The organism is Clostridia bacterium (assembly GCA_014360065.1).
Taxonomy (GTDB): Bacteria; Bacillota; DSM-521; order Neomoorellales; family JACIYF01; genus JACIYF01.
The window spans coordinates 1-22,752 of sequence record JACIYF010000027.1 but is presented as its reverse complement, the minus strand read 5'-3'; the positions used below and the strand labels follow the sequence as shown (position 1 = coordinate 22,752).

Annotated in this window: 21 protein-coding genes; 2 read left to right on the top strand and 19 right to left on the bottom strand. The window is 58.2% G+C overall.

From position 1 onward, the window contains the following. Positions 1 to 14: 14 nt before the first annotated feature. The 11 genes from mazG to H5U02_06055 form a co-directional block, all read right to left on the bottom strand. Entirely contained in the window at positions 15 to 1,628 is a 1,614-nt protein-coding gene (gene mazG, locus H5U02_06105) for a nucleoside triphosphate pyrophosphohydrolase (GenBank protein MBC7342005.1), read from the bottom strand. A gap of 313 nt (positions 1,629 to 1,941) precedes the next feature. Next, the gene (spoVT, locus tag H5U02_06100) at positions 1,942 to 2,502 is read right to left on the bottom strand and encodes a stage V sporulation protein T (protein MBC7342004.1); all 561 of its coding nucleotides are present in this window, start codon (positions 2,500 to 2,502) and stop codon (positions 1,942 to 1,944) included. A gap of 232 nt (positions 2,503 to 2,734) precedes the next feature. Beyond that, positions 2,735 to 3,724, bottom strand: a complete 990-nt coding sequence (locus H5U02_06095) for a peptidylprolyl isomerase (protein MBC7342003.1) — start codon at positions 3,722 to 3,724, stop codon at positions 2,735 to 2,737. 109 nt (positions 3,725 to 3,833) lie between these two features. Further along, positions 3,834 to 7,424, bottom strand: coding sequence for a transcription-repair coupling factor (mfd, locus tag H5U02_06090; GenBank protein MBC7342002.1), 3,591 nt, complete (start codon positions 7,422 to 7,424; stop codon positions 3,834 to 3,836). Positions 7,425 to 7,432: 8 nt separating this feature from the next. Beyond that, positions 7,433 to 8,173 carry a hypothetical protein gene (locus H5U02_06085; protein MBC7342001.1) on the bottom strand — a complete coding sequence of 247 codons (741 nt, stop codon included), beginning with the start codon at positions 8,171 to 8,173 and terminating at the stop codon, positions 7,433 to 7,435. Between the two features lie 7 nt (positions 8,174 to 8,180). Next, positions 8,181 to 8,756, bottom strand: a complete 576-nt coding sequence (locus H5U02_06080) for an aminoacyl-tRNA hydrolase (GenBank protein MBC7342000.1) — start codon at positions 8,754 to 8,756, stop codon at positions 8,181 to 8,183. Positions 8,757 to 8,832: 76 nt separating this feature from the next. Then, positions 8,833 to 9,051, bottom strand: coding sequence for a hypothetical protein (locus H5U02_06075; protein ID MBC7341999.1), 219 nt, complete (start codon positions 9,049 to 9,051; stop codon positions 8,833 to 8,835). A gap of 74 nt (positions 9,052 to 9,125) precedes the next feature. Next, positions 9,126 to 10,475: a hypothetical protein gene (locus tag H5U02_06070; protein MBC7341998.1), complete on the bottom strand. Its 1,350-nt coding sequence runs from the start codon at positions 10,473 to 10,475 to the stop codon at positions 9,126 to 9,128. Position 10,476: 1 nt separating this feature from the next. Further along, positions 10,477 to 11,595, bottom strand: a complete 1,119-nt coding sequence (locus tag H5U02_06065; protein MBC7341997.1) for an endospore germination permease — start codon at positions 11,593 to 11,595, stop codon at positions 10,477 to 10,479. A gap of 4 nt (positions 11,596 to 11,599) precedes the next feature. After that, on the bottom strand, positions 11,600 to 13,459 hold the full coding sequence (locus tag H5U02_06060; GenBank protein MBC7341996.1) for a spore germination protein: 1,860 nt from the start codon (positions 13,457 to 13,459) through the stop codon (positions 11,600 to 11,602). Positions 13,460 to 13,575: 116 nt separating this feature from the next. Then, complete coding sequence (locus tag H5U02_06055) at positions 13,576 to 14,277, bottom strand: 50S ribosomal protein L25/general stress protein Ctc (protein ID MBC7341995.1); 702 nt, start codon at positions 14,275 to 14,277, stop codon at positions 13,576 to 13,578. 104 nt (positions 14,278 to 14,381) lie between these two features. Here H5U02_06055 and H5U02_06050 point away from each other — a divergent pair, with 104 nt between their 5' ends. Further along, positions 14,382 to 15,074, top strand: a complete 693-nt coding sequence (locus H5U02_06050; protein MBC7341994.1) for a PRC-barrel domain-containing protein — start codon at positions 14,382 to 14,384, stop codon at positions 15,072 to 15,074. Here the strand turns inward: H5U02_06050 and H5U02_06045 are convergent. The 6 genes from H5U02_06045 to ispE all read right to left on the bottom strand — a co-directional run bounded on the left by H5U02_06045 (position 15,067) and on the right by ispE (position 20,733). Next, entirely contained in the window at positions 15,067 to 16,020 is a 954-nt protein-coding gene (locus H5U02_06045) for a ribose-phosphate pyrophosphokinase (protein MBC7341993.1), read from the bottom strand. The genes H5U02_06050 and H5U02_06045 overlap by 8 nt on opposite strands. 96 nt (positions 16,021 to 16,116) lie before the next feature. Beyond that, positions 16,117 to 17,508, bottom strand: coding sequence for a bifunctional UDP-N-acetylglucosamine diphosphorylase/glucosamine-1-phosphate N-acetyltransferase GlmU (gene glmU / locus H5U02_06040; GenBank protein ID MBC7341992.1), 1,392 nt, complete (start codon positions 17,506 to 17,508; stop codon positions 16,117 to 16,119). A gap of 276 nt (positions 17,509 to 17,784) precedes the next feature. After that, positions 17,785 to 18,039: a septation regulator SpoVG gene (spoVG, locus tag H5U02_06035; GenBank protein ID MBC7341991.1), complete on the bottom strand. Its 255-nt coding sequence runs from the start codon at positions 18,037 to 18,039 to the stop codon at positions 17,785 to 17,787. A 187-nt stretch (positions 18,040 to 18,226) separates the two neighbouring features. Then, positions 18,227 to 19,063, bottom strand: a complete 837-nt coding sequence (locus tag H5U02_06030) for an NTP transferase domain-containing protein (GenBank protein MBC7341990.1) — start codon at positions 19,061 to 19,063, stop codon at positions 18,227 to 18,229. A gap of 2 nt (positions 19,064 to 19,065) precedes the next feature. Beyond that, complete coding sequence (locus tag H5U02_06025) at positions 19,066 to 19,764, bottom strand: GntR family transcriptional regulator (GenBank protein ID MBC7341989.1); 699 nt, start codon at positions 19,762 to 19,764, stop codon at positions 19,066 to 19,068. A 30-nt stretch (positions 19,765 to 19,794) separates the two neighbouring features. Then, entirely contained in the window at positions 19,795 to 20,733 is a 939-nt protein-coding gene (ispE, locus tag H5U02_06020) for a 4-(cytidine 5'-diphospho)-2-C-methyl-D-erythritol kinase (protein ID MBC7341988.1), read from the bottom strand. Positions 20,734 to 20,863: 130 nt separating this feature from the next. Between ispE and H5U02_06015 the strand changes: the two genes are divergently transcribed. Further along, positions 20,864 to 21,112, top strand: a complete 249-nt coding sequence (locus H5U02_06015; protein MBC7341987.1) for a late competence development ComFB family protein — start codon at positions 20,864 to 20,866, stop codon at positions 21,110 to 21,112. Positions 21,113 to 21,145: 33 nt separating this feature from the next. On the opposite strand, the gene phoU is transcribed toward H5U02_06015, so the two are convergent. Both phoU and H5U02_06005 read right to left on the bottom strand, forming a co-directional pair. Beyond that, a complete protein-coding gene (gene phoU / locus H5U02_06010; GenBank protein ID MBC7341986.1) occupies positions 21,146 to 21,805 on the bottom strand; it encodes a phosphate signaling complex protein PhoU in 660 nt (219 codons plus the stop codon). A 145-nt stretch (positions 21,806 to 21,950) separates the two neighbouring features. Next, on the bottom strand, positions 21,951 to 22,721 hold the full coding sequence (locus H5U02_06005; protein ID MBC7341985.1) for a phosphate ABC transporter ATP-binding protein: 771 nt from the start codon (positions 22,719 to 22,721) through the stop codon (positions 21,951 to 21,953). Between the last annotated feature and the right edge of the window lie 31 nt (positions 22,722 to 22,752).

The window sequence follows — 22,752 nt, the reverse complement described above, 5'->3', positions numbered from 1 at the left end:
TCTTGCCAAATTTTTTAAGGCTTATCAGCCTTTTTGGCCTCCTCCCAGTAGCGATCCATCTCGGCCAGATCAGCGTCCGCTATATTTCGCCCGGATTCTTGGATTTTCGCCACCACGTGGGAAAAGCGGCGGACAAACTTGGCACAACAGCTTTGCAGAGCTTCTTCGGCGGAAATCCCTAGGAAGCGAGATATGTTCACCAAGGTAAAGAGCAGGTCGCCCATCTCCGATGCTATTTGCTTCTCATCCTTGGCCTTGATGGCCTGCTTTAGTTCCTCAACCTCCTCTCCTAGCTTGGGCCAGGCTCCCTTTAGCTCCGGCCAGTCAAACCCCAACCGGGAAGCCTTTTCCTGGATGCGCTGGGCTTTGAGCAGGGCCGGTAGACCGGGCGGCACCTCCAAGAGTTCGCCATCGCCGTTCTCTTCCTTCTCTCCCGCCTTGATGCGCTCCCAGTTGCGTTCCACCTGCCGGGCGCTATCCACCGTCACCTGGCCAAAGACGTGGGGGTGGCGGCGGATGAGCTTCTCCACAATTCCCTCCACCACGCCGTTGATGTCAAAATCCCCGCGCTCGCTGGCCAGCTGGGCGTGGAAGACTACTTGCAACAGTAAGTCTCCCAATTCTTCCCTCAGTTTATGCACATCCCCGGCGTCAATGGCTTCTAAGACCTCGTACGCCTCCTCGATCAGGAACCGCTTTAAAGAATGATGGGTCTGCTCCCGGTCCCAGGGGCAGCCATGCTCGCTGCGGAGTTCGGCCATCACCGTCACCAGCGGGTCTAGAGGATAGCGGCAAGTGTCGCCTTTCCGGAAATGGAGGGGATGGGTATCAGGGTTGAGGAGGGACCATGTGGCGGGGCGGGCATCAAGGTCGGGGCGCAAGGAGCAAGAGTCGCTTGCCGGCCGGGGCGGAAGGTAGAGGCTGGTAAGGTCATCCAGCCAGTCCTGCCGGTCAATTTGCCAGAGGGGCAAGCGGGCAATCCTTTCCTGGCCCGGAACTCCCGCTGCCCTGACCAAAGTGACCGGCAAGTCGTCGGGGTAGGCCTCCATTAGGGCCAGCTTCACTTCCGAGGCGATGCGCCGGTTGTACACCTGGAGGATGAGGGCAGAAAGCTCGGGGTTGGGAAGGCAAGGCTCGTCAACGCTCGCCACGTCCAGGGCATTGAGGACGGTCAGGCCTTGGACGGGATCGACGCCCAGGGCGGCATAGATAGCGTCCAAAGCGCTCATGGCCGGAAAGATTGCCACCTCTACCCTGGCTTCCGCGGCTTTTTCCATCAGCATTCTTACCGTGGTTTCTGCCACCAAAGGGTGCCCAGGCACAGCGTAGGCTATCCGGGCGCCAGGCCCGAGGGCCCGAGCTTGGGTCAGCAGGCGATCCACGATCCCCGCGTACACTTCTTCAAAGTCCCCGGCAGCTTCATAAAGCTCATCGAAAGTCTCAAACCTGAAGCCTTCCTCCTTGAGGGCCTGGGCCACCGGATGCCGGCCGGTGCGGAAAAAGGCTTGGCCCTGGTCACCAGCCTGGCTAAGGATCTCTCGGTTTCTTGCCGGCAAGTACTCTATGTTTCCGGGTCCAAGGCCCACCACCGCAATTATTCCTACTTTTTCCTTGTCATCACAATCCACCGCTGTCACCTGGAAGCCCCCTTGTAAGCCAAACCTGAGCGGCCTAGCTGGCCACCAGCTCTTTGGGCCTTATGACCTCCCTGGCCGCCTCCTAGGCTATTATAATGCTTGCCGAGGGCTTTGTCCCAATCTTGGCCAAAATAAAGTGGCGCATTCTGCGCCACGCTGGCAATTGGCCGTAATATTCCATCCTAACTATACTAGCTATGCTACGAACGCTATTCCGCCCTACTTAACCCTTATCAGCCAGGCCTTCCGCTCCTAAGCCTATGTTCAGCCCTTCCCTTCCGGGCTAGACCTTCCCTCTCTCGGCCTACTGCTCCATCTGCTTGGCCAAGAACCCCGCCGCCGTTTCCGCCAGCTTCAGCTCCATCTCCCCCATTTTTACGTTGGGCTCCTTGGAGAGCAGGATTACCGCCCCGATGGGATCGCCCTCGGCGATGATGGGAGCGATCACCTCCGCCGTCAAGCGGCAGTCGTAGCTGTCGTCGTTGGCGCAGATCTTGCAGTACGGGTGCTCACCCGGCTGATTGATGACCACCGAACGGCGGTCTTCCATCACCTTTTCAATGGCCGGCCCGATCGGCCGGTTGAGGTATTCCTTCTTAGGAGCCCCAGCTACCGCCACTATGGTGTCCCGGTCGGCAATGCAGGCGGTATGGCCAATGGCCTCATACAAGGAGTCAGCATACTCTTTGGCAAAATCGCCTAGTTCGCCAATGGGAGAGTATTTCTTCAGGATTACTTCCCCATCGCGATCAACAAAAATCTCCAAGGGATCGCCTTCCCGGATCCTCAGGGTTCGCCGAATCTCCTTGGGTATCACTACCCGACCCAAATCGTCAATGCGCCTGACAATCCCCGTAGCCTTCATTTACCGCTCATCCCTCCTTTTTGCCTTAGCTTGGAGACTTAGGGGCAACTTTCAATGTTAGTATATATCCGCCAAGTGCTTGTTATTCATATTTTTCCATGAGGGGTCAAAAAAGTTCTTTATCTCGTCCAAGCTAAGGGCCTGGCCTATTTTCTTGGTAATACTACCCAATCCTAAACTTGACCACTGGGATAAGCTGTGTCCCAAGGCATCCAGGCCTGTCTAGGCTAGTCTAGGTCAGATAGTTGACGATCTTGGCGTGATTCTTGAGCTCCTGCCGGAAATTTTCCCAGGCCTGGCTCATCTTGTCCGCCAAGAGCTTCTGCTCTACATCATCCCTTACCTGCTCCAGGGTATCCCGGCGGTCCACCACTTTAATCACATGGTAGCCATAAGCGCTCTTCACCGGGGTGGGGCTGAACTCGCCCTTTTTCAAGGCAAAAGCTCCCTTGACAAAATCGGGGTCGAAGCCTGAGCCCTCGGCGGTAATGTATTGGTTGATGAGGCCGCCGTCCTTTTTGGTGCCCGGGTCGTCCGACTTTTCTTGGGCCAGTGCGGCAAAATCATGCCCGTTTTTCAGTTGGGCGATGATCACCTCGGCCTCCTCCTTGGCCTTCTCCCAGTCCTTGGGGCTAGCGTTTTCGGGCACCTGGATTAGGATGTGCCGCACCTTGACCGAAATAACCTCATTTCGATGCTGGTCGAAGTAGCTCTTAACTTCCTCCGGGGTCACCCTTACCCCATCGGTAACCCGGCGGTAAAGATCGTCCTCGAGGAGCCGGTAGCGGATCTCCTCCTTAAACTGGTCCTCGGTCAGGTTAAGCTGCTTTAACTGCTGGCCGAAGTCCTGCCCGGGATAACTCTTCTTGATGGTATCTAAGAATTGGTTCACCCTCTGGTCGTCCACTTTGAGGCCGCGCTTGGTAGCTTCTTGGCGGATGAGGGAGCGCCAGATCAAGTCATCCAGCACCGATTTCTCTAGCTCCGAAAGCATTCTCTTGCCATCCTCGGTGGTAAAATCGAGGCCGCTCTGCTGGTACTGAGCCTTAGCCATCTGCAACCGGAAATCTAGCTCCTGGCGGGTAATCTTTTCTCCGTTGACCTTGGCCACCAGGTTGGGATCGCTGCCGCAGCTAGGAAGAGCCGCGCCCACCGCTGTAAGCAACATCCCTGCCAATACCAATAGGGCTACTAACCTTCGCCCCCGACCTGAAACCTTCAAGTCACCACGACCTTTCTAAGCTATCGGCTCCCAACCCCTTTTTTCGCTCCCGCAGGAGCTTGACCGCCACTCCAGCTCATTGGCAGCTGCCCGCCACCCGGGCTGACCGCTACAGGAGCGCCTCCTGGGGCTGGGATAAGCTTTTAATCTTCCAAAACAAGGATTCTAGAAGTTCCAGCACCTCGCCCTGTTTGAGGCCGGCTACGTTGACTCGAATCTGCAGTCCCTCTAGGGCTGAAAAGCTAAGCCGCCGGGGAAAGCTCTGGGCCAGGCGCAAAAGCCTTTCACCTTTAAACTCCCCGAACTCTCCGAAGCTAATACGCACTTCTGCCCCCTGGTGTTGAACCGCGGTCACTCCTACTTCCTTGGCCAATATCCGGATGCGGTTTAGGGAAACCAGATGCTGGACAGCAGGCGGCATTTTGCCATAGCGGTCAACCATTTGCGCTTCGATGTCTTCAATCTCGCCCATGGTCTCCGCCCTGGTGAGGCGCTGGTAGAGCTCCATCTTTAGCCCGGAAGTCCGGACATACTCGTCGTTGATGAAAGCATCTACCCGGAGCTCCACCGTTGGCTGGGTGGGTTCATCGGTGGTCTTTCCTTTCAACTCATCCACCGCCTCCTGGAGCAAGCGGCAGTAGAGGTCAAATCCCACCGCCAGCATATGCCCGTGCTGCTCCGGGCCGAGGAGATTGCCGGCTCCGCGGATCTCCAAGTCGCGCAGAGCAATTTTAAACCCGGCCCCAAACTCGGTAAACTCGCGGATGGCCGCCAGCCGTTTTTGGGCCACCTCATGGAGAATCTTATCCCGGCGGTAAGTGAAGTAAGCATAGGCCAGGCGGTTTGAGCGTCCCACCCGCCCCCGGAGCTGGTAGAGCTGGGCTAGGCCTAGGTTGTCGGCCTCCTCCACGATCAGGGTATTGACGTTGGCGATGTCGAGGCCGTTTTCAATGATGGTGGTGCAGACCAAGATATCCGACTTGCCTTCCACAAAATCCAGCATCACCTGCTCCAGCTGGGATTCGTGCATCTGCCCATGGGCAATGGCAATGCGGGCTTCCGGCACCAGCTGTTGCAGGTAGGCCGCCGCCTGCTCGATGGTAGGAATGCGGTTGTGCACATAATAGACCTGGCCACCCCGGGCTAGCTCCCGGCGGATGGCATCCCGAACCAGCTCGGGACTGTATTCCACCACGTAAGTCTCCACCGGATAGCGATCCTCGGGAGGAGTCTCGATGATGCTCATGTCCCGAGCCCCGGCCAGGGACATATACAGGGTGCGGGGAATGGGGGTAGCCGTCAGGGTGAGCACGTCTACGGTCTGCTTCAAGGTCTTGAGGCGCTCCTTATGGGCTACTCCAAAGCGCTGCTCTTCATCGATGATTAGCAGCCCCAAATCCTTGAAGCGAACATCCTTGGAGAGGAGGCGGTGGGTGCCAATGACGATATCCACCTGGCCTTCCCGAATGGCGCGGATTACCTCCCGCTGCTCTTTAGCCGAGCGGAAGCGGCTCAAGACCTCCACCTTGGCCGGGAAAGGGGCAAACCGCTCCCGGAAGGTGTGGAAGTGCTGCTGGGCCAAAACCGTGGTGGGTACCAGCACCGCCACCTGCTTGCCATCCATAACCGCCTTAAACGCTGCCCGCATGGCCACCTCGGTCTTGCCGTAACCGACGTCACCGCAAAGCAGCCGGTCCATGGGCTGGGGTTTTTCCATGTCGGCCTTGACTTCCTGGATGGCGCGCAACTGGTCTGGAGTTTCCACATAAGGAAAGTTGTCCTCAAACTCCCGCTGCCAAACCGTGTCCTTGCTAAAGGCGTGGCCGGGCACTGCCTTGCGCGCCGCATATAAGCTCAGAAGTTCCTTGGCCATATCCCGCACCGATTCCTTGACCTTGCGCTTGGCCCGGCTCCATTCGCTGCTCCCCAAACGGTTGAGCCGAGGAACGTGGCCTTCTGCCCCTACGTACTTTTGCACTAGGCCCGCCTGGTCGGTGGGAACGTAGAGGCGGTCCTCGCCGGCATACTGAATGGCCAGGTAGTCGCGGCGGATGCCGGCCACTTCCATATTTTCAATCCCTAGGTAGCGGCCGATGCCGTGGTGAATGTGGACTACGTAGTCGCCCACCCGCAGGTCGGGCAGGGTTTCCGCCGTTAGCCCGCCTTTGGCGTAGCGGCGGGGCTGCACCTTGCGCTTCTGCCCATAGATCTCCCAATCGGTAACCACCGCCAGCCGCAAGCTGGGAAACTCGAAGCCATGGTTGAGCTGACCCTGGGTGATAATGACTTGGCCCGGAACCGGTGCTTCCCGGATATCGTTGACCACTACCGCCTCAATGCCGTGATCGGCTAAGGCCTCCTTGAGGCGCTGCACCCGGTTTTCCACTTGGGTCACCAGCACCACCGCATGGCCGCTGTGACGCCAGGAGCGGATTTCCTCCATCAGCAGGTCGGGCTTCCCCAAGAACGGAGGTATCCTCTTGGCGGTAAAGCCGATGATGGAGCGGGGCTCCCAGCCTGGCACCCGCTGGGGAAGCATGGCCAGCCCAAGGCAGGCATAACCCTTCTTTTGCTTTTCCAGATCGCCGGGGGAGAGGTAGATGCGGGCCTGAGTCGGCAAAACTGCCCCTTGGGCGGCCAGATCAGCGTAGGTGTTGGAGCGCAAGAGGTTTTCCCGCTCCACGGTTTCCTGGATCGGAAGCGGCTCATCCCAAACCAGGATGGGATCCCGAGGGAAATAATCCCCCAGCCAGGCCCCCTGGGGATAAAAGTAGGGCTGGTAGGGCTCTAGGCCCCGAGTATCCCCATAGGCCTCCATCCGCTCCAACACCGTCCCTACCCGCTGCTCCAGGTTTTTAGCCATGCTTTGATGGTCACCTTCCTGCTCCTCCAGGCGCTTTAAAGTCTGAGCCAGCTCCCGGCGCAGGGCGGCTACCCCCCGTTTCAGAACTTCCGGCGGCAAGATGAGCTCCCGGGCTGCGGTGATATGAATCTCAGAAATGGTTTCGGTGGAGCGCTGGCTGGCCGGATCAAAGTAGCGCATGGAGTCGATGGTATCGCCAAAGAACTCCATTCGCACCGGCTGCTCCGAGGTCAGAGGAAAAACATCAATGATTCCGCCCCGAGCGCTAAACTGTCCCGGCACTTCCACCACTTCCGCCCGCTCGTAGCCCAGGCTTACCAGGTCACCTAAAAGCTTCTCCCAACCTACATCGGTGCCCACCGCATACTCGCGGATGGAAGCTCGAAAGATTTCTGGTGGCACAAGGTAAGTGGTGGCGGCCGCCACCGTGGTGACTACCACCCGGGCTGTGCCCCGGAGCATCTGCTCCAATACCGGTATCCGCTGGGCACTAACCTCGTTGGTGCGGGCAAAGACTTCAAAGGGCATAACCTCCCGGGGCGGAAGAAAAACCGCCTGAGGAAAGAGACCTGAGGTGGAACGATTGAAGAAGGCGCCTACGTCGGCTGCCAACCGCCGGCCTTCTTCCACATCATGGCTAATGACAAGAAATGGGCGCGAGGTAAGCGACGCCAAGGCCGCCAAGAAATAAGCCTTCTGCGACCCGCTCAGTCCATAAACCAAGTGCTCCCCCTGGGTGCGTTCCAAAGCCCGGGCCAGATTGCTCACTTGAATATTCTGGCACAAAGGGGCAAGTAGCCCGGCATGTTGCAAGCTGTTTACCTCCCTAGTTGCCATCCGTCGGGTTATGGTCTTCTCTTTTTTGGGTAGCTTTTGGGCACGCCAAAACGGGCACGCTCAAGCCTTGAGCGCCCCGCTAGGACCCCCAATACAGCCCGTTCTCTCAAACCTCTCTTCTCTCCAGGGCCAATTATACCCTTGCCGCCAACCGGCGTCAAATCAAACGCTTTTCGAAGCTTTCGGCGTTCGGAAACCCACCCCACTCCCAAGTTCCAAGCTAGGTGCACCGCCGCAGCAACGGCAAACCCCCAGATTAGGCTCTCTTTCGCCTGGGCGGTGGCTTCAGTAAGGAGGCCCAGGGAGCCGTGGCTAATGAGGGCTAGGGCCGCCGCGCTGGCGCGGCGGCCCTGCTCTTCTCCCAGTCCTTGTACCGGCCCAGCTCTCCTTGCCGGGCTTGGCCTGTTAAATCCGCCCAGTCCCTTTCCTCGCCCATGCTGCCAGCCTGCTTTCCGCCCTTGGGGCCCGGGCCCCAACCGGGCATCAAGCTCCGGCCCTGGCCGGGATGGCGGCTGTGAACTCAAAAGCTGAAAAGTAGCCTCCACCGCCCCAAAGACCAGGTGGGTAAGGGCCAGCGGCGCCAAAAACAGTGCCGCCATGCCGGTCTTAACCCCTTCCTCCATAACCGCCCCTAGCCCCAGCCGGGTCAGCAGGCTGAGCCGCTGGGTCAGGCAGGAAGCTACCAGCCAGGCAGCGCCGGCCGCAGCTAGGCCCGCCAATACTGCCAAACCTGCCTGGTCCAAACCCACCTGCTTTTCAGCTCCCGCCTGCCGAGTTAAACTGGTTCATGGCTTTCTCCACCCCTTGGGCCAAAATGGCTTCAATGGCCTGAACGGCTCGATGGATGGCCGCCTTCACCAGCTCCCAGTCCTGGTCGTTAAAGGGAGCCAGTACATAGTCCGCTACTTCTTCCTTACGCTCGGGCCGGCCGATGCCAATGCGCAAGCGGATAAAATCCCGGCTCCCCAGAGCCGCCACAATGGAATCCAGGCCGTGGTGGCCACCGGTGTGGCCCCGAGGTCGAATACGGATCCGCCCTACTTCCAGATCAATATCATCGCTTACCACTATAATTTGTTGGGGCGCCAGGCGGTACCAACGGGCTAGGCTGCCCACCGCCTGGCCGCTCAGGTTCATGTAGGTGAGAGGCTGAGCCACTACTGCCTCCTGGCCGGCTATCGTTCCTTTCCCTACCCGAGCCTGGTGGCGACGGTGGGCTTTCAGCTTAATATCCCATTGATCAACTAAGAGATCGGTGACAATAAAGCCAACATTGTGGCGGGAGAGCTCATACTCCCGGCCCGGATTGCCCAACCCCACGATCAAGTACATCCGGTCTCTCCTCCGAGAAAACATATATAGTATCTTCTAGGCTACCCAGGGACACGGCCGATTGTCCATTTGCTTTCTAACGAATCAGGATCCAGACCCGCGAGGCTACAAAAAGGATAACCGTAAGGGCTAGATAAGTCCAGCCCATGCGGCGGGTGAAGCGAGCCTCCCGATCCAGATTAACCTTCTTGTACCCCGGAGCTAGCACCAGGAGCGACCAGAGGCCAACTCCGAAAAGGAAGAAATATAGCGTCCACCCTGCTCCTCCGGTCAAGAGCATCATAATCCGGGTCATGTGCGCTTTCGCCCTCCTCTGGAATACCATCAGTTTCCAGGTGCTAGCCCGCTGTTCCTCCACCCCACCCAGCTTTACTTGATCAGTCCCACCCGGCGGATGTGGACTGCCATCTTGATCTCCACGTCAGCAAAGGGGAAGTAGTCCTCCTCCCACCGATCCTTGATCTGCCGCCACACCTCAGGGTACCAGGCCTCAACTCGGCGGCCCCAGTGAAAGATGTCCGCCCGCAATTGGTGCTGGACCTTATTGATAGCTGCCCTAGCCTCCTGCTCAAGCTTCCTAGCCACCTCTCTTTGAATGGCTTCCAAGTATTCGTCCCGCATGGGGTCATTCCGGGTCTGGTGCTCGCTCAAAAAACCTTCCGCCCGGATATCCAGCTTAAAAGTTAACCGTCCGTCCCTGATGATGGGGCGGGTGCTGCAGCCAGCGCTGGAGACGTAGCAGACCTCCATTCCCGGGCTTATCCCCGCTCCAGGACCTGCCCCCTGGGCCGGAGCACCGCCGCCGCCCGGGCCGCCACCCGCGCTGGTGCCCTGGCCGCCTTGGCCACCCTGCCCGCCGCCAGCCTGCCCGCCCCCCTCCGGGGCTGGGGCCGGTACCGTTATCACCGCCCGCTTCAGGTTGCCATTCACACAGCGGGCTCCTTCAGTCTCCACCTCATCCAGCCAGTCTATGAGCTTGCCTTGCTTAAACACTGCGCTTCCCGACAGTCTAGCCTGCCCGTTTTCGGTTACAATTCGGGGAATAAAGAAGGATACGCCTTCATCCAGGGCTCTAGCCACCCGGGCCAGATCAAAATTGGGACCCATGCGGCCGGTGTAGCCCCGGTGCTCGGCCAAACCGGAGAGGTGCACTGCCGCCACCGGATGGAAGGGGGATTTGGCCTTTAAGGCCTCAGCGGCTTCCCCAGGAGCAGCGTATACTTGCAGGGCCCGCCGTACCCCGGGGGTACGCAAAAAGTAGTCCAGCGCCCCTTCGATCCCTTGCCGGCCTAAGCTTTCGCCAATAACGATCACCCGCAATTGTCCGAAGTCAGGCATATGAAAGGAGCGGGTGAAGGCCTTGGCTACCGCTTCCTGGACGCTGCCTTGGCCGCTAACCACCTTGAGGTTCCAGAAACCCCGGGCCTGAGTGCCCCCTCCCCCTCCCGATTGGGCTCCGGTGGTGGTAGCCTGGCTGGGCACCACCAGCTGCAAACCCACCTGGTAAGGAGGGCGCTGCTTCACCATCAGCTGCCTCTCCAGCCCTTCTTCGGCCTGAGCTGCCGCCTGGGGAGAAGCCACATCCAGGGATACCGCCATCACAAAGCCCCGGCGATCGATCTCCACCCGATCCCAACATCCGCTAGTGGCCATGGTGGCTATCAGCACTACTGCCACCAGAACCTTCCGTCTCCAGCGCCTGGCTCGGCCGGGTACCAAGCTAGCCCTCGCCTCCTTTCTTGCCTTCCGATTTAGGCTCCTGCCTTGCCACTACTGCCAACATGAAGACAAAGATTAAGGTTATCCCCGCGCTCACCAGGGAAGCCAGGATAGCTACCTTAGTAAACTGGATAATGTTGGCCGGCGCCAGAGAAGCAAAGGCTACCCAAGGCAGAAGTAAATAAGCAGCTGGCTTGATCTCCCGGTGGTCCAAGAAGTGAGTCAGTCCCAAGGTGACAAAATAGTGATAAGGGGCGATGGAGCTAAAGGCTGCGAACACCCACAGCACCATTATCACCAAGTCTAGCCGGGGCACCAGATCCGAGGAGAGGCTGGTACCGGTTCCCAAATTCAGCACCGGGTACATGAGCTGGCTGGTCTCCAAGGGTCCGAAGTTGGCAATGGACATTATCATGGCTAGGAAGTTGACTGTGATTGGCAGGGCCATGCCCCACAAGCTGGCGGACACAACCTCTTCCCTTTGGGTAACAAACGGGCCCGCAAACAAGATGGCCCCGAAGCCAATGAAAGCAAAATGGGCCATCCTCACCCCGGCCAGTAACCCGCGCCAAGAAGAAAGCCCCTGAGCCAATACCGGCCGCAACTCCCCATAGTTGGCTGAGGCCTGGGCAAAGGTAAAGATGATGGCTACGGCCACAATGATGAGGGGGAAGAGGACCTCCGCCAGCCGCGCCAAAGGGTTGAGGCCCATGGGAACAATGTAAGCCACGGTCAGCATCATGGTGATTACCATAACCTCCACCGGAGTCTTGGGAAGCAGGACCTCTTTCATCACTTCGGCAAAGTCCCTCAGCACCACCGCCGCCAGAAGGAAGTAGGAGGCTAGCAATAGTACCCCCACGATTCTTCCCGCCAAAGGCCCGAGTATCTCCTCCGCCATCTGGTAAGGAGTCTTGTGGTAGTACCTGACCGCCAGCTTGGCAAACAGGTAAGAAGCCAAAGCCACCAAGGCCCCAGTCATAAGCACGCTGATCCACCCATCCCGGCCGGCCACCGCGGCCACGTGCCGGGGCATGCTCAGGAAACCCACTCCAACCACCGTAGTGGATACTAGGACCGCTAGCTGGCTGGGAGTAATGCGATCGGGGATCTGGTACAATTTTTCACCTCCGCCCTTGGCGCCATTGGTCTTCGACCGAAAAAACGGTAGCCCTCCGGTTCATCTTTGGCCAAGGTATGCGCACTAAAAGATCTTTCCAGTCGGTCCAGCGATAGGGGACAAAGGGCGCAAGATACGTGGCTCCCATGGCTTTCATGCCCACCATGTGGATATTAATAACGATGAATCCCAGCATGACTCCATAAAGTCCCAAAAAGGCGGCGACAAAAAGCAAGGGAAAACGAATCATGCGAAAGCTGATGGCCATGCTATAAGAAGGGATGACAAAGGAGGCGATGGCGGTAAAGGCCACCACGATTACCATGGGGTTGCTGGAGAGGCCGGCTCGGACGGCCGCCTCGCCCACAATCAAGCCACCCACGATGCTTAAAGTCTGGCCGATAGTGCGGGGTAGCCTGGCTCCGGCTTCCCGGAACAGCTCAAAGGCCAGCTCCATCAGCATGGCCTCAATCCACACTGGGTAGGGGACTCCCTGGCGGGCCGCCGCCAAGGTGATGGCTAAAGAAGTAGGCAAGAGTTCCGGGTGATATGAAGTTAAAGCCACATACAGGGAGGGGAAAAAAGTGGCCACGTAGGAAGCCACTACCCGCAGGAAGCGGATGAAGGAAGAAATTAGCCAGCGCTCATAATAATCCTCCGGGCTCTGAAAAAACTGGCCAAACACCGCCGGAACCAGCAGAGCAAAGGGGGTACCGTCCACCAGGATGGCTACTCGCCCCTCCAGCACCGCCGCTACTACTTTGTCAGGCCTTTCCGTATATTGGGCCTGAGGAAAAGGGCTGTACCAGTTGTCTTCAATGAATTGTTCAATGTACCCCGTCTCTAAGATGTGGTCAACGTCGATCTTTTCCAGGCGAGCCTTGACTTCCTTCACCACTCCAGGATCGGTCAGCCTCTCAATGTAGACTAGGGCGCAGTCGGTCTGGGAGCGGCGGCCCACCCTTAAAGCCTCGATGCGCAAGTCAGCGTCCCGAAGCTTGCGGCGCAATAGGGCCGTATTGGTGCGCAAGGTCTCAATGAAGCCATCCCGAGGTCCCCGCACCAAGGCTTCCGTCAAAGGCTCTTCAATGCCTCGCTCCTTCCAGCCCCGGGTGCTGAGGCTTAGGGCTACTGCCGATCCTTCGAGGAGGAAGATGGAGTTGCCGCTGGTGATCTCCTCCACCGCTTCGGGGAGGCTCTTAGCCTCCTTGACCTCGCCGATGGCGATGGCCCGGGCTTTTAAGGCCGCAAAGGCCTGCTGGGCTTTCATGGGGTAGGGCCCGCCGGAAGTCGATCTGGTTCCCGGAAAGGAGCTGGGGGCTTCCGGTTCGCCTTTCCCGGCTAGAGGACCTCGCTCCAGGGGATCGGCATAGGCGCTCTCCAGCATCAACCCTTTGAGCAGTTCCCGCTGGATGGCATTCTTATCCACCAAGCCGTCAATGTAGACCACCGCAGCCCTGACGTCGCCGTCGGCAATCCGGAATTCCCGAAATACCACATCGCTGGAGGCGCCAAAAACTTTATGCAGGGCCTCCAGGTTACGGTCGATGCTCTCCCAGAGTTCCCCTTCCGGTGGACGACCTGCCTCCTTGGCCCTTTCCCCAGGCATAAATCGGTCCGGGGGTGGGTTAAGGCTTTCAGGGGGTGAGCCAGCTCCATCCGGCCGGAATTCCTTGGCCATCTCTACATCTTGGCCCTGAGACGGGCGACCGGAGGGGGCCGCCGGCGGGGCCGCTCCCCCCGCCGGCGGCCCACCCGGGATCATCTCCCCCGGCAGCGGCCCGCTCCCAGCCCCCGGCTTTTGCTCCCGGAGATTGGCAGGACGTTGGGGTTTTTTGGTCTGCCGAGTTGGCTTCTTAGTCAAAGGAAGGTCCCCATTTCGCTCAAGGAAGCACGAACAGCCTTTGGCAGAACCCTTAGGCGCCCGTGCTTTCCTTGAATATAGAATACCTTCCTTATTAATCTCTCGTTTTTTGGAGTTTATTCCTGCTCGGTCTCGGCAGCCTCAGCCCCTTCTGCTTCTTCAGCCAGAGGCTCCTCAGCCTCAACTAGCCGCGGCGCCACCACCGTGGCCAGCACGCTGTCAGCATCGGATAGGATCTTGACTCCATCGGGGGCAGACAAGTCGGCCACGGTCACCTTGTCGCCAATTCCGAGAGCCGAGATATCGATCTCTAGATGCTCGGGTAGGTCAGCCGGCAAGCATTCGATTTCCACTTCCCGCAGGCCGTGCTGCAAAATGCCCCCTTCTTTGACCCCGGCGGGCTCTCCTATCAGCCGCACCGGCACTTCCACCACGATCTTCTCCCGGAGGGATACCTGGAGCAGATCAACATGGGACAAAACCCCCTTGGTGGGGTGGCGCTGGATCTCCCGGATGAGGGCTGTGTACTCCTTGGGCTTGGCTTTTTTGGCCTCAGCCTCCCCGGGCACCACCTTGACCTTGATTAGGGTGGTTTCTCCGGCTCGGCCCAACATCCCTTCCAACTCCCGGGCCTTTACCTTTATCGGCAGGCTCCCTACTTCCTTTCCGTACAGTACGCCGGGAACATAGCCTTGGCGGCGCAACCTGCCAGCTGGACCTTTCCCAGTAATTTGTCTTTCTTCAGCTTCTAGTTCCAGATTCACTTCTATCCACTCCTTCTTCGAAAATACCCTTGATGCCTCCGAAACGTTTCCCATGCCTGGGCGCTGGCGCCGCGAGGCAGGACAACAGACTATCATAACCGCAAAGATCAGGGAATATGCTGTTACCAGAATACTACCGGCAAGAGGAGCTGAACCCTATGAACCCGCTTAACCTCCCTAGCAAGAAGGCCATATCTCGCCCCATCATTAGCCTCAAAGAAGGCAAGGAGATCGGCCACGTCCGCGGACTGCTGGTCGACCCCAACCAGCTGGCAGTAGTGGCGCTGGTGGTGGGCCGCAAAGGTTTCCTGAGGAGCAATCTGGTGCTCTCCCACGCCAGCATCAAGAGCATCGGCGATCAGGTGGTAACCGCCGACGGTGCCTCCCTGGAAAAGGTCACCCCTCAGCATCCCCTGGCCCCCTTGCTCAAGGACCCGGTAATCTTGATCGGCAGCCGGGTGATCACCGAGGCTGGGATCCAGCTGGGCTTGGTCCGGGAGTTTTATTGGGATCAAGTCACCGGCAAAATCATCCAGCTAGAGATAGTCCCCGTCAAGTGGGGAAGCTTGGCCGGCGGCAAGATGCTTCTCCCGGCCGACCTCCTGGTAACCGTGGGTCCACGCCTGTTGATCGCTCGAGCTGGCGCCGAAAAGGAGCTGATCCCGGCCCCCAATTTCCTGGCCCGCTCCTGGGAGTCCCTGCGCCAGGCCGGCTCCAAGATCTCATCCTCAGTGGCCCAAAGCACTAAAGAACTGGGCAAGCGCTTGTCCCAGCCGCTAGAGGATGAAGGTGCCAACGGCAAATCCCAAGGCAAGTCCGCCGACTCCGTGTCCGGGCCTGGCCTTAGCTAAACAGCTTGCTCACCGATAAGTCCTCATGGATGCGGATGATGGCTTCCCCAAACAAGGGAGCCACCGACAGCACCTTGATCTTGGGCGTCCTTTTTTCTGGCGGCAAGGGAATGGTGTTTAGCACCACCAGCTCCTTTAAGGGCGACTTTTGGATGCGCTCAGTGGCAGGACCAGAGAGCACCGGGTGAATGCAGCAAGCATACACCTCTTTGGCCCCTTCCGCCATTAACGCTTCAGCTCCCTGTACCATGGTGCCAGCGGTATCGATGATATCGTCGGTCATGATCACTGTCTTGCCCTTTACATCCCCAATGATGTGCATGATTTCGGCCACATTGGGGCAGGGTCGACGCTTGTCGATAATGGCCAGCTCGGCCCCGATCCGCTCGGCTAGGTCTCTGGCCCGGGTTACCCCCCCTAGGTCTGGGGATACCACCACTAAATTCTCCAATCCCTGGCTCCGGTAGTACTCAGCCAGGATAGGCGCCCCCACCAAGTGATCCACGGGAATATCAAAAAAGCCCTGGATGGCGCTGGCGTGCAGGTCCATAGCCACTACCCGCCGGGCCCCGGCAGCAGTTATTAGATTGGCAACCAGTTTAGCCGAGATGGGTTCCCGGGCCCTGGTCTTGCGCTCCTGGCGCGCATACCCATAATAAGGCATGACGGCGGTAATCCGCCGGGCCGATGCCCTCCGCAAGGCATCTACTAAAATCAGAAGCTCCATTAAATTGTCGTTTACTGGCGCACAGGTAGGTTGAATAACGAAAGCGTCGGTGCCGCGGACGCTTTCGTCGATGGCCACGCTAATCTCTCCGTCGCTAAACCGCCGGACCTTGGCATCCCCCAGCGGCACCCCGAGATAATCGGCGATTTCCTTGGCTAGCTCCGGATTGGCATTGGCGCTAAATAGCTTCAGCCTTCCTTGTCCGGTTCCATTACTCACCTGCCAACCCCCCGATGGTGTTATCGCAGCTCTGCTTCAGTGCACAATGGCCATCCTAGCTATTTCGGCCTATTTAGCCCAATTCCTGCTTCTATTCTATCCCTTGCTTTGTTTTTTCTTCCAATTGGGCACATTGCGCTGTTGATCCCGGGCGATGCCTAAGGCTCCCGGCGGCACGTCCTTGGTGATGGTAGAGCCGGCCCCGATCACTGCCCCTTCTCCCACCTGGACCGGGGCCACCAAATTAGTATTGCTACCAATGAAGGCGTCATCGCCGATCACCGTCGGCCACTTCTTTTGACCATCGTAATTGCAAGTGATGGTGCCAGCACCTATATTTACCCGGGCGCCAACAGTAGCATCGCCTACGTAGCTGAGGTGCGGCACCTTGGAGGCTGGGCCAATGTAGGAGTTCTTGATCTCCACGAAATCGCCCACCTTCACTTCCCGGTCCAAGCGGGTACCCGGCCGCAAATAGCTAAAGGGCCCGATGTTACAACCCGGCCCCACCTCCACTTCCTTGAGCACCGACTGCTGGATGCTGACCCCGTCGGCAATGGTGCTATCAGAAATGGTGGTGCCAGGGCCAATCTGACAATCGCGGCCGATCTGGGTGTGGCCAAAGATGTAGGTGAAGGGGAGAACAACCGTATCGGAGCCAATCTGCACGCCATCATCAATAAAGGTGGAAGCGGGATCCATGATGCTCACCCCGGCTTCCATCAGCCGGACCCGAACCCGATCCCGCAGGATGGCTTCGGCCCGGGCCAGCTCCAGCCGGCTGTTGACCCCCAGAACCTCTTGGTAGTCCGGCGCCACCAGGGCCTCCACCCGGAGCCCCTGCTGGCGAATCAGCTCAATGCTATCGGTGAGGTAGTACTCGCCCTGGGCATTTTCCCGGCCCAGTTGGGAAATGCTCGCCGATAAAGCCGGCAAAGAAAAACAGTAGATACCGGTATTGACCTCATTAATGGCCAACAGCTCCGGTGCCCCCGCCAAGTCCTTCTCCTCGCGAATGGCTACCAGCTCGCCGGAAGGGCTGCGAAGGACCCGGCCGTACCCCTTGGGGTCCGGGACTCGGGCAGTAAGCACTATGACTCCCGGCGGGTCAGGGGCTTTTTGGTAGGCCTCCACCAGCAGCTGGATGGTGGTGGGACGAATCAGCGGGGTATCGCCGCACAGCACTAGCACCGCCTCCACCTGGGCTTCAGCCTCCAAAAGGGCTGGCAAGGCTTGGGCCACGGCATGGCCGGTACCCAGCTGCTCGGCCTGCAGCACGTACTCCCATTCCGGTCCCAGGGCTTGCTTGACCTCTTCCGCCTGGTGGCCCACTACCACCAACACCCGCTTCACGGAAGCCTGGCGCAAGGCCTGGAGCACATATTCAGCCATGGGCCTCCCTGCAACTGGGTGCAACACTTTCGCCCGTTTAGATTTCATGCGGGTGCCTTGGCCGGCCGCCAAGACCACCGCAGCAATTTCCCCCATGCTTTCCTCTCCTTCCTGAGCTGCCGGGTCGCCGATCTACCTTCCTCCCAGCGCTCAACCGTTTCACTGTGACCTGACACGGCCTTGGCTATCCTAATATTCACCTTATGCAGGCCATTTCCTGCTGCTATTAATCCCCTGAGCCCTGACCGGCCTCGGCAAGTAACATCCGCCTAAGGCGCTACAACAAAAAACGGCAGGGAGGAATCTGTCCTGCCGTGGTTCTCCAGCTTTTAAATCTAGTTCCGGTGCTGAGAGCCAATGGCCACCGCTAGTCTACATGGCTTCCTTATAAGCCTTTAGCACCGCCGACTGGATTATTTCCCGAGCGCTCGAGCAGATAGGGTGCGCAATATCCCGAAACTCCCCCTCAGGCGTGCGCCGGCTGGGCATAGCCACAAACAGCCCTTTTTGCCCTTCCACTACCTTGACATCATGTACTACGAAGACGTCATCGAAGGTCACCGAGACTACCGCCTTCATCCGCCCTTCGGGGTTGAGCTTGCGGATGCGCACGTCAGTCACTGTCATTGACGATACCACCTTCCTTAGCTAACTAACTCCAGATATGGTGGTTTATTCTCTCTCTGCCACAAAATTCCTCCAGCCATTCGTAACCTATTTTGCTCCTAATTTAGCCATTTTATACCTAAATTCGACAGTGACTGAGCTTGGACAGCCCGAAATCAGCCAGCAAAAGCTAACCGCCCACGCCACCTTAGGGGGTAGACGACGGTTGAGCCAAAGCTTTGATGGCTAGCTCCAGGTCGCTGGGCTTATCGACATCTATCCCAATTTCTGGGTAATGAGATATTACTGCCCGCCCCCGCACTCCCAAAAGGCCGGAGAACTTCTGCTCCGCCTCCTGGAGGCTGGCCAAGCGAAGGATGAATTTAATGATAAATCCTATGCCCACCTTTTGGGCCATTTTGAAAGGTTCTTTGCGCAAGGCAATCAGCTCTTCGCCTGCCGCCAACGCCCTAGGGATGATTTCCGGGTCCAAAAGGAAAATATTGCCCCCGGTGACTGTTAGCCCACGCAAGTTGACATAAGTCCTCTTCACCCCCGGGTAAAGGGCCTCGTTGTCCTCCCTGGGAACCACCGCATAGAAAAGGTTTCCCTGCATCTGGCGCCGCAGCTTTTGGCACTGGCTGATGAAATCTTCTACCGCCGGGGGAGTAAGCAGGGGTATGTCAGAAGTGGCGGCCAAAACCAATCCTTTAGGCTGCAAAGCTTCGATGGCATTAATCCCAGTCTGGGCCAAGGTTTCCCCGCCCGGAGCCAGGATCAGGCGGTGGCTGCCGGCCCGGTCCCGGTAGAGCCGGCCTAATTCTTCCTGGGGGCCAGCTATGGCAATGCGACCAATGCTGGGGCAGGCTAACAGGGTTTGCACCACGTAATCCACCATGGGCCGACCTGCAATTTCAATGAAAGCTTCATAGGCAGCCGGGCTAGCCTCCTTTAACTTGCCGGTATTGGGGCTACCGGCCAGGACGATGGCATCAATGGGCTCGGCACCCCGGGCTGGCTTGGCTCCTTGGTCATGGTCACCCATGCTCAAGCCTCCTTCTTGACCATTTCTCCGCTGGCTTTTAGGGCTTCCATCATGCTGTTTTCAGCGTTTTCGATGTGGTCTTGGGCCAAGCTTTCCGCCAGGGTAGCATTGCGCTCGGCCACTGCTTCCACGATCTTCTTGTGCTCTTCGATGGTGTTGCGGCTGCGTCCCGGGTGGGCCAAGGATACCTTCCGGTAGCGCTGGATCTGCTCCCGAAGATTGCTGATGATCTGCACCAAGCGCTGGTTGCGGCTAGCCCGATAAAGGATGTCGTGGAACTGGGTATCCGCCGCCACCAGCGCCTCGATGTCGCCGCTTTCGGCGCACTCCCCTACCCGGACCAAAGCCCTCTCTAGATCCTCCAGCTCGGCGTCGGTGATGCGCTCGGCCGCCAAACCGGCCGCCAGTCCTTCCAAGGCCGCCCGGATCTCAAAGACATCGGCAATGTCCTTGACTGAGAAGTCGGCCACGTAGGCTCCTTTGCGGGGAACCATGACCACAAACCCCTCCAGCTCCAGCTTGCGGATAGCTTCCCGCACTGGAGTCCGGCTCACCCCCATTTCTTCGGCCAGCTGTACCTCCATCAGCCTTTCTCCCGGCCTAAGGACGCCGTCGATGATGGCCTGCCTCAAGGTTTCAAAGACTACTTCTCGCAAAGGCTGAACGCTCTCAAGTTGCACCCTGAGCTCTCTTCGCCCCATTGGTTCACCTCCAATCTTGGTCGGCAAAGCTTAGGTGGGCTCTCCGGTACAAGCTTCCTGGACCCACCAACCGGGAAACCACCCCTTCAGCACCCGAGCTGCCCTGGACGCTGCCTCCGGACCATCCATGATTCCCATTTGCGTGGGGCCACTGCCGCACAGCATCACCTTGGTGGCCCCGCAGGCCAAAAGGGCCTGCCCGGCCTCCTGCAGCTCGGGATGCATTTTCAAGGTCACCGGCTCCAAATCGTTGCCCATAGCTTCCAAGGCCCGGTCCCGGTCCCCCGCCTCAAGGGCATGGATGAGAACCTGGGTGGGGTCCCGGCGCTCCCGGTCTTGGCGCCTAGCATCCCCTCCCTTATCTGAGTTTACCGCCGGGTTGGCCATATCCCAGTCCCGGTATACCGCCGGGGTAGATACTCCCCAGGGTGGCTTGATCAATACCAGGGAGAGCCGGAGGCGAGAGACGAAGGGCCTGACCTTCTCCCCTCGACCTTCCGCCAAGGCGGTACCGCCCATCACCAGGAAGGGGACATCCGAGCCCAGCTCCCCCGCCAAAGACACCAGCTTCTCTTGGTCCCAACCTAGCTGCCAAAGCTGGTTGAGCCCCTTCAAGGTGCAAGCAGCATCGCTGCTCCCCCCGCCTAGGCCAGCAGCGGCAGGGATGAATTTTAAAAGCTCGATCCTGGCCCCGAAAGGCCCTTTCGGGCCAACCCTTTCCGCTTCCTCAAGCATCAGGGTAGCTGCCCGGAATACTAGGTTGCTGGCCCCAGCTGGCACCTGGTGAGCCCAGGGGCCGCGGCAGCTCACCTGGACCTGAGGCGGTTCTTTTAGGCTAAATGCCAGCTCATCGGCAAGATCCAGCGTCTGCAAGACCGATTTGATTTCGTGATACCCATCTGGCCTGCGGCCTAGCACGGTTAAGCTCAGGTTGACCTTGGCCGGAGCTTTTAGGAATATTGTATCCATATTTTAGAAGTTATCTCCTCTTTCTTGTTTCTTATCTTAGCAGGAACCAGCTCTAACAGGAAGAATTCTTTAAAGGAGCCCAACCAAGGAGGGATAAGCTGTGCCGACCAAGAAGGTGTTCCTAAGGAACATGGTGGAAGACTTTGTCTGGGAATTCATAAAAGAAGCTTACAAGCAGTACCCTGATGCCTGTCAATGCGAGGTCTGCACCCACGATGTTGCTGCTTTGGCCTTAAACGATCTTAAACCCCATTACGTAGTGCGCGAGGAAGGAGAGGTCTACACTAAGATCGCGCTTTTGGAAAGCCAGTACCGCGCCGACCTCTCGGTGGCCGTGACCAAGGCCATCCTCCAGGTTAAAGCCAGTCCTCGCCATTAATCGTTGCTGAAAGCTTTCGCCGCCAATCCTTCGCTAATCGTTGAGCTCCTTGCGCTCGCCAGTTACTAGGTAGATAACCCGCTCGCCAATATTGGTGGCGTGATCCGCAATCCGCTCCAGGTAATGGCTAATGAAGAGCAAGTAGGTAGCCTGATTGATGGTTCGCGGGTCTTCCATCATATAAGTCAAGAGCTCGCGAAAAACCTGCGAATGCAGGTGATCCACCATATCGTCGTCTTGGGCCACCGCATAGGCTAGTTCGGGATTCTCATTGACATAGGCATCCAAGCTATCCTTAACCATCTTCTGGGACAGCTCGGCCATACGAGGGATGTCAATGAGCGGTTTGATCAGCGGCTGGTTGCCAATCCGGCGGGTAGCCTTGGCGATGTCGCTGGCGTGGTCCCCCATTTTCTCTAAGTCAGTGACCATTTTAAAGGCGGCACTGATCCGCCTCAGGTCCTTAGCCATGGGCTGCTGGGTAGCGATCAGCTTCATGCACTTATCCTCGATCTCAAGCTCCAGGTCATCAATTACCCGGTCGGACTCGATAACCGAGTTGGCCAAGGCCATATCCTGCTTTTTCAACGCCTCCACCGCCCGGGCAATGGCTTCCTCCACCAAGCTGCCCATCCGCAAGATATCCTTTTGCAGCTCCACCAGCGAATTCTGAAAACCTTCACGAGCACTCATCCTCTTCAACCTCCTTCTCCGTAGAACCGTCTGCCTCCAACCGCACCGCAATCCTCTGCTCCGCCCAGCGCTCAACCGCTGGCTCACCTGGGTCCGACAAGGCTTGGCCACTCGGTCCCAGCAAACCCCCGCACCTACGGCTCGGCTAACCAAAGCGGCCAGTAACGTAATCCTCGGTGCGCTGGTCGCGGGGGCGAGTAAAGATTACCTCGGTATCATCGTATTCGATTACTTCCCCGTTTAGGAAAAACGCCGTCCGCTGGGAAATCCGCGCTGCCTGCTGCATATTGTGAGTTACGATGACGATGGTGTAGTCCTGCTTGAGCTTTTGGACTAACTCCTCAATCTTCAGCATGGAAATAGGATCTAGGGCAGAGGTAGGCTCATCCATGAGCAGGATATCGGGCTCCACCGCCAGCAACCGGGCAATGCAAAGGCGCTGCTGCTGTCCCCCTGAAAGCCCCAGGGCGGAGCGATGCAGCCGATCCCGCACCTCATCCCACAGCGCTGCCCGCCGCAAGCTGTTCTCGACAATGCTGTCCAGTTCTTGCCGGCGCTTGATACCATGAATACGGGGTCCGTAGGCCACATTATCGTATACGCTCATGGGAAAGGGGTTGGGCTTTTGAAATACCATTCCCACCCGCTTGCGCAATAAAGCCACGTCTACTGAAGGGTCGTAAATATTGCGGCCATCGATCTCCACCGTACCGGTAATGCGGACATTGGCAATAAGGTCGTTCATCCGATTGAGGGTGCGCAGGAAAGTAGACTTACCGCAACCGGAAGGACCGATGAGAGCGGTAACCTCATGGGCAGAAATATCCATGGTTATATTCTTAAGGGCGTGGAAGTCGCCGTAATATAGATTTAGGTCACGAATGGTGACCTTAGCCTGGGATTCAGGCGTAACCAGCTTTAGGCTGGAACCGTTGGCAGCTTGGCCC

Excerpts from the sequence above, each read along its gene's own strand:
- phoU (MBC7341986.1), bottom strand. The coding sequence starts at position 21,805 with ATGAGTGCTCGTGAAGGTTTTCAGAATTCGCTGGTGGAGCTGCAAAAG.
- H5U02_06075 (MBC7341999.1), bottom strand. The coding sequence starts at position 9,051 with ATGACCCGGATTATGATGCTCTTGACCGGAGGAGCAGGGTGGACGCTA.
- H5U02_06030 (MBC7341990.1), bottom strand. The coding sequence starts at position 19,063 with ATGGGTGACCATGACCAAGGAGCCAAGCCAGCCCGGGGTGCCGAGCCC.
- glmU (MBC7341992.1), bottom strand. The coding sequence starts at position 17,508 with ATGGGGGAAATTGCTGCGGTGGTCTTGGCGGCCGGCCAAGGCACCCGC.
- spoVT (MBC7342004.1), bottom strand. The coding sequence starts at position 2,502 with ATGAAGGCTACGGGGATTGTCAGGCGCATTGACGATTTGGGTCGGGTA.
- H5U02_06080 (MBC7342000.1), bottom strand. The coding sequence starts at position 8,756 with ATGTACTTGATCGTGGGGTTGGGCAATCCGGGCCGGGAGTATGAGCTC.
- H5U02_06015 (MBC7341987.1), top strand. The coding sequence starts at position 20,864 with ATGGTGGAAGACTTTGTCTGGGAATTCATAAAAGAAGCTTACAAGCAG.
- H5U02_06050 (MBC7341994.1), top strand. The coding sequence starts at position 14,382 with ATGAACCCGCTTAACCTCCCTAGCAAGAAGGCCATATCTCGCCCCATC.
- H5U02_06055 (MBC7341995.1), bottom strand. The coding sequence starts at position 14,277 with ATGGGAAACGTTTCGGAGGCATCAAGGGTATTTTCGAAGAAGGAGTGG.
- spoVG (MBC7341991.1), bottom strand. The coding sequence starts at position 18,039 with ATGACAGTGACTGACGTGCGCATCCGCAAGCTCAACCCCGAAGGGCGG.
- ispE (MBC7341988.1), bottom strand. The coding sequence starts at position 20,733 with ATGGATACAATATTCCTAAAAGCTCCGGCCAAGGTCAACCTGAGCTTA.
- mfd (MBC7342002.1), bottom strand. The coding sequence starts at position 7,424 with ATGGCAACTAGGGAGGTAAACAGCTTGCAACATGCCGGGCTACTTGCC.
- H5U02_06025 (MBC7341989.1), bottom strand. The coding sequence starts at position 19,764 with ATGGGGCGAAGAGAGCTCAGGGTGCAACTTGAGAGCGTTCAGCCTTTG.